The organism is Mycobacterium sp., assembly GCF_049585075.1.
Taxonomy (GTDB): Bacteria; Actinomycetota; Actinomycetes; order Mycobacteriales; family Mycobacteriaceae; genus Mycobacterium.
On record NZ_JBAUZA010000122.1, the window covers coordinates 1 to 6,216 of the forward strand.

General features: G+C 63.2%; 9 protein-coding genes and 2 tRNA genes. 8 read left to right on the plus strand and 3 right to left on the minus strand.

Going from position 1 to position 6,216, the window contains the following annotated elements:
- Together WB785_RS05750 and WB785_RS05755 are read left to right on the plus strand one after the other, a co-directional pair.
- On the plus strand, nt 1-605 hold a 605-nt coding region (locus tag WB785_RS05750), incomplete at its 5' end, for a DUF2254 family protein (RefSeq protein ID WP_424077787.1).
- Nucleotides 606-647: 42 nt separating this feature from the next.
- On the plus strand, nt 648-1,667 hold the full coding sequence (locus WB785_RS05755; protein ID WP_424077788.1) for a patatin-like phospholipase family protein: 1,020 nt from the start codon (nt 648-650) through the stop codon (nt 1,665-1,667).
- 13 nt (nt 1,668-1,680) lie between these two features.
- On the opposite strand, the gene WB785_RS05760 is transcribed toward WB785_RS05755, so the two are convergent.
- The 3 genes from WB785_RS05760 to WB785_RS05770 all read right to left on the minus strand — a co-directional run bounded on the left by WB785_RS05760 (nt 1,681) and on the right by WB785_RS05770 (nt 4,016).
- Nucleotides 1,681-2,376 carry a crotonase/enoyl-CoA hydratase family protein gene (locus tag WB785_RS05760; protein ID WP_424077790.1) on the minus strand — a complete coding sequence of 232 codons (696 nt, stop codon included), beginning with the start codon at nt 2,374-2,376 and terminating at the stop codon, nt 1,681-1,683.
- Entirely contained in the window at nt 2,373-3,236 is an 864-nt protein-coding gene (locus WB785_RS05765) for a hypothetical protein (RefSeq protein WP_424077791.1), read from the minus strand. The genes WB785_RS05760 and WB785_RS05765 overlap by 4 nt, the downstream gene beginning before the upstream one ends.
- A 63-nt stretch (nt 3,237-3,299) precedes the next feature.
- On the minus strand, nt 3,300-4,016 hold the full coding sequence (locus WB785_RS05770) for an MBL fold metallo-hydrolase (protein ID WP_424077793.1): 717 nt from the start codon (nt 4,014-4,016) through the stop codon (nt 3,300-3,302).
- Between the two features lie 132 nt (nt 4,017-4,148).
- Between WB785_RS05770 and WB785_RS05775 the strand changes: the two genes are divergently transcribed.
- From WB785_RS05775 to hadC, 6 genes are all read left to right on the plus strand, one after another.
- Nucleotides 4,149-4,221: transfer RNA gene (locus tag WB785_RS05775), tRNA-Thr, on the plus strand.
- Nucleotides 4,222-4,272: 51 nt separating this feature from the next.
- Nucleotides 4,273-4,346 (plus strand) — tRNA-Met (locus WB785_RS05780).
- A 35-nt stretch (nt 4,347-4,381) separates the two neighbouring features.
- Nucleotides 4,382-4,549 carry a 50S ribosomal protein L33 gene (gene rpmG / locus WB785_RS05785; protein ID WP_003898538.1) on the plus strand — a complete coding sequence of 56 codons (168 nt, stop codon included), beginning with the start codon at nt 4,382-4,384 and terminating at the stop codon, nt 4,547-4,549.
- Between the two features lie 73 nt (nt 4,550-4,622).
- Complete coding sequence (hadA, locus tag WB785_RS05790) at nt 4,623-5,075, plus strand: (3R)-hydroxyacyl-ACP dehydratase subunit HadA (RefSeq protein WP_424077797.1); 453 nt, start codon at nt 4,623-4,625, stop codon at nt 5,073-5,075.
- On the plus strand, nt 5,062-5,490 hold the full coding sequence (gene hadB, locus WB785_RS05795) for a (3R)-hydroxyacyl-ACP dehydratase subunit HadB (protein WP_424077794.1): 429 nt from the start codon (nt 5,062-5,064) through the stop codon (nt 5,488-5,490). The genes hadA and hadB overlap by 14 nt, the downstream gene beginning before the upstream one ends.
- 2 nt (nt 5,491-5,492) lie before the next feature.
- Nucleotides 5,493-5,993, plus strand: a complete 501-nt coding sequence (gene hadC, locus WB785_RS05800; RefSeq protein WP_424077796.1) for a (3R)-hydroxyacyl-ACP dehydratase subunit HadC — start codon at nt 5,493-5,495, stop codon at nt 5,991-5,993.
- The last annotated feature ends 223 nt before the right edge of the window (nt 5,994-6,216 follow it).

The window sequence follows — 6,216 nt, forward strand, 5'->3', positions numbered from 1 at the left end:
GGCCCCCCGTGGCGCCCGACTCTGTCGCCGAGCGTCTCGCGCTGGGCCACGTTACGGGTGCGTATCGAACGCTGCCGCAAGATATTTCGTTTGGCTTCGATCAGTTGGTCGAGATCGCATTGCGAGCGCTGTCACCCGCGGTGAACGACACGTTCACCGGAATGACCTGTATCGACTGGATCGCGGACTGCCTATGCCGGATCTCGACGTCGTGGCGTCCGCAACGGATCCGGCGTGACGCAGAGGGAAACATCCGTGTGATCGCGTTCGTCGCCGATTTCAACCGACTTGTCGAACGGACCTTCGACACCATCCGCCAGGCTGCAATCGGTATGCCCGCGATCATGATTCGCCAACTCGATGCGCTGGCCAAGGTCATCGAACAAACCCCCGACCGGAAACGCCGGACGGTGCTGATCCGCGAAGCCGACGCAATCCAGCGGCTAAGCCTGGCCACAGTAAGTGACCCCACCGACCGCGACGACGTCACCAAGAGCTACGAGATGGTGATGGCGCTGGTGGACCCCGGCGCGCCGCCGCGGATCACCGAGGTCAGGCCGAGCACCGACGGTTTCGACTACGGCAAGGCCGCGCCTGCCGTCTGAGCCCCACGAGCCGGGTCACTGGCAGCGACTACTGTCGCGGTCATGGCCACCTCGACCCCACTGAAGGCGGACCTCGTCCTTTCCGGTGGCGGCGTCAAGGGCATCGGCCTGGTCGGCGCCGTCGTCGCGCTGATGGAAGCCGGCTACGCCATTCGGCGCGTCTCGGGTACGTCAGCCGGCTCGGTCGTCGGTGCGATCCTCGCCGCCGGTACGCAGGGCTCCGAGCAGCTGACCTCCGATGAGGTCAAGCAACTGGCGATGACGGTGCCCTATCGCAAGTTTCTCGATCCCACACCCATCACCGGAATTCCGCTGCTCGGTGCCGCTTGGGGTGTGCTGGGCGAAGAAGGTATCTACAAAGGCGATTTCGCGCACGACTGGATCCGTTCGCAGCTGGAGAACCTGGGGGTACGCACCTTCGGGGATCTGGCCGTCGATGACGACCACCTGTTGCCGGAGCGGCGCTACAAACTGGTGGTCACCGTGGCCGATGTGACGATCGGGCAGATGGTTCGGCTGCCGTGGGACTACCACAGGCTCTACGGACTGGACCCCGACGAGCAGTCGGTTGCCGACGCCGTCCGGGCGTCGATGGCGATTCCGTTCTTTTTCCGCCCGTCCAAGCTGAAGAGCGCCAGCCGCATAACCTCCACGCTGGTTGACGGAGGCCTGCTGTCGAATTTTCCGATCGACTCCTTTGCCCGGGTGGACAATAAGCCGCCCCGCTGGCCCACCTTCGGCGTGACCGTGCTGCCGAATCTTCCGCAGGGCAACGACAAGATATTCCCCGGCCTCGGGCCGCTGCGCTGGTTCGGAAGTCCCACGCTGCTGGAAGACCTGATCACCACGATGATCGTCGGCCATGATCAGGCCTATCTGAGTCAGCCGTGGGTCAGTGCCCGGGCGATCCGCGTCGACTCGACCGAAGTCGGCTTCCTGGACTTCAAGATCGCCCAGAAGCAGATGGATGCGCTCTACGAGCGTGGCCATCAGGCGGCGGAAACTTTTCTGTCTTACTGGAATTGGGAGAAGTACCTGGACAGCTACTGGCGTCCACGGTAGGCCACCGATTCAACTAAGCGCCGAATTCGGCTGCCATACCGTCGATCCCGGCGCGGATAGCGGCCAGCGCATCGGCTCGGGCCCGCAGCTTCGTCGCGGCGTGTGCGGGCTGCTTGAGGGTGGCGAATTCCCGGGCGGCTTCCTCGGCGCGGCTGAGCACCATATCGGGCAGCACGATTTCGTCGATCCAGCCCGCGGCGATTGCGGTTTCGCCGAAGAACGTCTTCGCCAGCCCGGCGGATTGCTGGTAGGCCGATCGCGTCAGCCGCAGCTTCATCACTTCCAGCGCCGCGTACGGGATCGTCATCCCGATCGCGACCTCGTTGGCCTGAATGTTGAAGGCGGGTGCTGCCACCCGGTGATCGCCGCTGGCCAGTAAGAACGCACCCATCGCGATGGCGTGGCCGGTGCAGGCCATCACCACCGGCTTGGGATAGGACAGCAGCCGATGGGAGAGTTCGAAGCCGCCCTTGAGCATGTCGATCGCGGGCGCAATGTCGCCGGACGTCAACACTTTTAGGTCGAACCCGCCGCTGAACACCCGGTCGTTTCCGGCGATAACCACCGCGCCGACGTCGTCGCGGTCGGCGTTGTCGAGTGCTTCGCCCAGGGCCTGCTGCATCGTTGGGCCGAGGACGTTGACCTTGCCGTCGTCCATGGTGATGAATGCGACGGAGTCGTCGAGGCGGTAGGTGACCGGTCCGCTCATGGGTGCCGCTCGACCACTCGTTCGCCGCGATGCTTGCCGAGCTCGGCCTGGGCGTCACCCCAACGCAGGCTGACGTCGGTTGGTGGCGCGTCGATTTGGCGGGTGCGCCACCGGTCCTTGGTTTCCTCCACGGCGCGGTTCATCCGTTCGATCTCGCTGCGGAAGACATCGGCGCGAGTTTCCTTGGTGGCGTAGTGGAAATAGGTCAGCATGCTGCGAAGAAGTTCCAGCTTCTCCTTTTCCCGCTTGGCCAGGTTGTGGGTCGTCATCAACTCGATGCGCTGAACCGGCGGAAGCGCATCCCAGTCCAGCACCACCTTGGTTTCAAACGGCCGCCGACGCCGCCGCCAGAACTTCCAACCGCGCGCAACATCGGCGCGGTCGTAGTAGGTCAGCGTGCCGGGAAAGCGCGACTCGATGCCCTCACCCAGCTCGTTGCGGTCGAGCGCCGAATCCCACACCGTGCGCCATTCCTGGCCGGGCGCCAGCGTCGGCAGCTGGCGGGGGAGTTTCAACTCGACGACATCGGCGTATCCATCGGTGGCGTTTTCGTATTCGGCCACCGTCGGTGGGTGCGGAAACGCGAACTGCACGTCGTGGGCCGGGGTCTTGCCGAAGTTCCGCACCACCAGCTCGATCAGATGCCAATCGGCGGCGTGCGGCTCCATGAACATCCCGACATGTGGCCGGGTCTCTTCGGTTGCCAGTCGACGATTGCGGCGGATCTGTTGATTGGCGTAGATCAACGCGAGTACGCCCAGAATGGCCAAAGCCCAGACGGCCCATGCTAACCAGGTGCCGGACGAGGCGCCCGCCACCTGATGCCAACGATCTTCGATCCATCCCATCGAAGAATTCATCCCTCCGCTATATCACAGCGCTTACCGGCGAGAACATTCGCTGGAAGGCCCGTAAGTGCTTGTTTACCCGCCCATAAGCATTCGCCACTGATCGAGATCGGCGACGCGATAGACGTAGTTGGAACGCTTGACCTCCGACAATGTCGCACTGGGTTCGAGCGAGTACCAGTGTCCGGGAAACACCGTCGGATCACCATTCAGCTGGGCAAGCTTTTGCAGGCTGCGGAACATCTCGTCGGAGTCGCCGCCGGGAAAATCGGTGCGGCCACAGCCCTCCAAAAACAACGTGTCACCCGCAACCAGACGGCCGTCGAGCAGGAAACACTGGCTGCCCGGCGTGTGGCCGGGGGTGTGTAGCAGCTCGATTTCGATGTCGCCGACACTGACCCTGTCGCCATGCTCATGCTGGGTGAGATCGCCCATGCCGATCCCGGTCACACGCGAAACAAACAGCGCCTCTTGGGAATTCACGTGGACGGGGACGCTGACCCGCTCCAATAGCTCGGCCAGCCCCTTGAGTTCGAAGCCCATCATCGAACCACCGACATGGTCGGGGTGGTGATGAGTCACCAACACCCCGGACAGGTGCATGCCGTCGCCCTCTAGCGCGTCGAGCAGATCGCCGGCCGCATATGCCGGGTCGACCACCACGGTGTCGCCGGTCTGGCGGTCTCCGATCAAGTAGGCGAAATTGCGCATCTGGGTCGCGAACCCGTCACCCTTGGCGAAGTCGCGGCCGGACAGCAATTGGCGAAAGTACAGCCGGTCGGAATCAGGCACCCGCTCAGCCTATGGCCCTCGTCGGTCGCGCGTCGTCGTGGGATGGCATACCCGCTGGGTTTGGTGCCCTCGCGGGCCAGGCTGTACCCTCTTTTAGGCCCGCGGCACGGCTCGACTGGTCGCTACGGGTGCGCCCCCTTAGCTCAGTCGGTAGAGCGTTTCCATGGTAAGGAAAAGGTCAACGGTTCGATTCCGTTAGGGGGCTCGGCGGACGCCGAGCAGGCAGGCGGCCCAGAACGAAGGCAATGTGGCCCGAGGCGATGTAGCTCAGTCGGTTAGAGCGAACGACTCATAATCGTTAGGTCGCCGGTTCGAGTCCGGCCATCGCTACAACACAACAACGAGAACCCGGAAAGAGAACCGACGTGGCCTCCAGTACCGACGTACGCCCCAAGATCACCTTGGCCTGTGAGGTGTGCAAACACCGCAACTACATCACCAAGAAGAACCGCCGCAACGATCCCGACCGGCTGGAGCTGAAGAAGTTCTGCCCCAACTGCGGCAAGCACCAGGCCCACCGCGAGACGCGCTGACACCGTCCGCGCTATTACTCAGACTGACTAGGTAGGTTCTAGAGCTGTGTCGTTGGCCAAAAATTTCGTCGGGATGCACTACCGCTACCCCGATCACTATGTGGTGGAGCGGGAAAAGGTTCGCGAGTACGCGACCGCCGTCAAGAACGACGACTCGGCGTTTTTCGAGGAGAAGGCCGCCGCTGAGCTCGGCTACTCCGCGCTCCCGGCGCCGCTGACATTCATCTCGGTTTTCGGCTACAAAGCTGTGGCAGCGTTTTTTGAGCACGCCAACATCGCGACGGATGACGCGCAGATCGTGCAGGTGGACCAGACGCTGAAGTTTCTGCAACCGATCACGGTCGGCGATCGGCTGCATTGCGACGTCTCCATCGAGTCGGTCCGGCGCGCACACGGCACCGACATCATCATGACCAAGCAGACCGTCACCAACGAGGCCGGTGACGTCGTACAGGAGACCTATACGACCCTGGCTGGTCGTGCAGGAGAAGAGGAAGAAAAGGGTTTCAGCCATGCCACTGCGTGAGTTCGATTCAGTGAAGGTGGGTGACCAGCTTCCCGAGAAGATCTATCCCTTGACCCGGCAGGATTTGGTGAACTATGCGGGTGTTTCGGGTGATCTGAACCCGATTCACTGGGACGACGAGATCGCCAAGGTGGTGGGGCTGGACACCGTGATCGCTCACGGCATGCTGACCATGGGCCTGGGCGGCGGCTACGTGACGTCGTGGGTCGGCGATCCTGGGGCGGTGACCGAATACAACGTCCGGTTCACCGCGGTGGTGCCGGTGCCCAACGACGGCAAGGGCGCCGAGATCGTGTTCACCGGCCGGGTGAAGTCGCTCGATCCGGACAGCAAGTCGGTAACGATCGCGATCACGGCGACCACCGGCGGCAAGAAGATCTTCGGGCGGGCCGTCGCAGCGGCGAAGTTGGCGTAACGGTGGCGATCAATACCAATATCCACGGCATGTCGTGGGAGTACCCGGACAGCTACGAGGTGGGCCGGGAGAAGGTCCGCGAATTCGCCAAGGCGGTCAAGGCCGACGACCCGGCCTGCCTGGATGAAGAGGCGGCCGCCGAACTCGGGTATGACGCCCTCGTCGCGCCGCCGACGTTCGTCACGATCCTCGGCAAGATGGTCCAGGCGGACTTCATGCGCAAGGTCGACACCGGCTACGAGACGCTGCAGATGGTCCAGGTCGACCAGCGGTTCGTCTTCCACAAGCCGATCCTTGCCGGCGATGTGCTGCACGCCCGGATGGAAGTGGAGTCCGTCGTTGAGCGGTTCGGCGCCGACATCGTCGTCACTAGGAACACCTTGACCAACCAGCACGGCGAACTTGTGTTGGAGGCCTCCACGACGGTGATGGGTCACGAGGGCGACAACTCGATCAATCTCAAATGGGACAACGAGACCGGGCAGGTCGTCAGGACGGCGTAATTAGTACCTGAGACCTGGCCCGCTGTACACTCGGACCTCGGGGTTTTCCCATTACCAGCGCGCTTCCGCATTGAAAATGCGGACGGCGCGCGCGGTCAGGGGCGACGACGACGATGCGTCAGCGATGCGATGCGGAGAAGCGGCGCTCATGGGTGAGGCCCCGGCACTAGCAGGTTGGCCTGCCAACCGGCGAAGGGGCGTAGCTCAACTGGCAGAGCAGCGG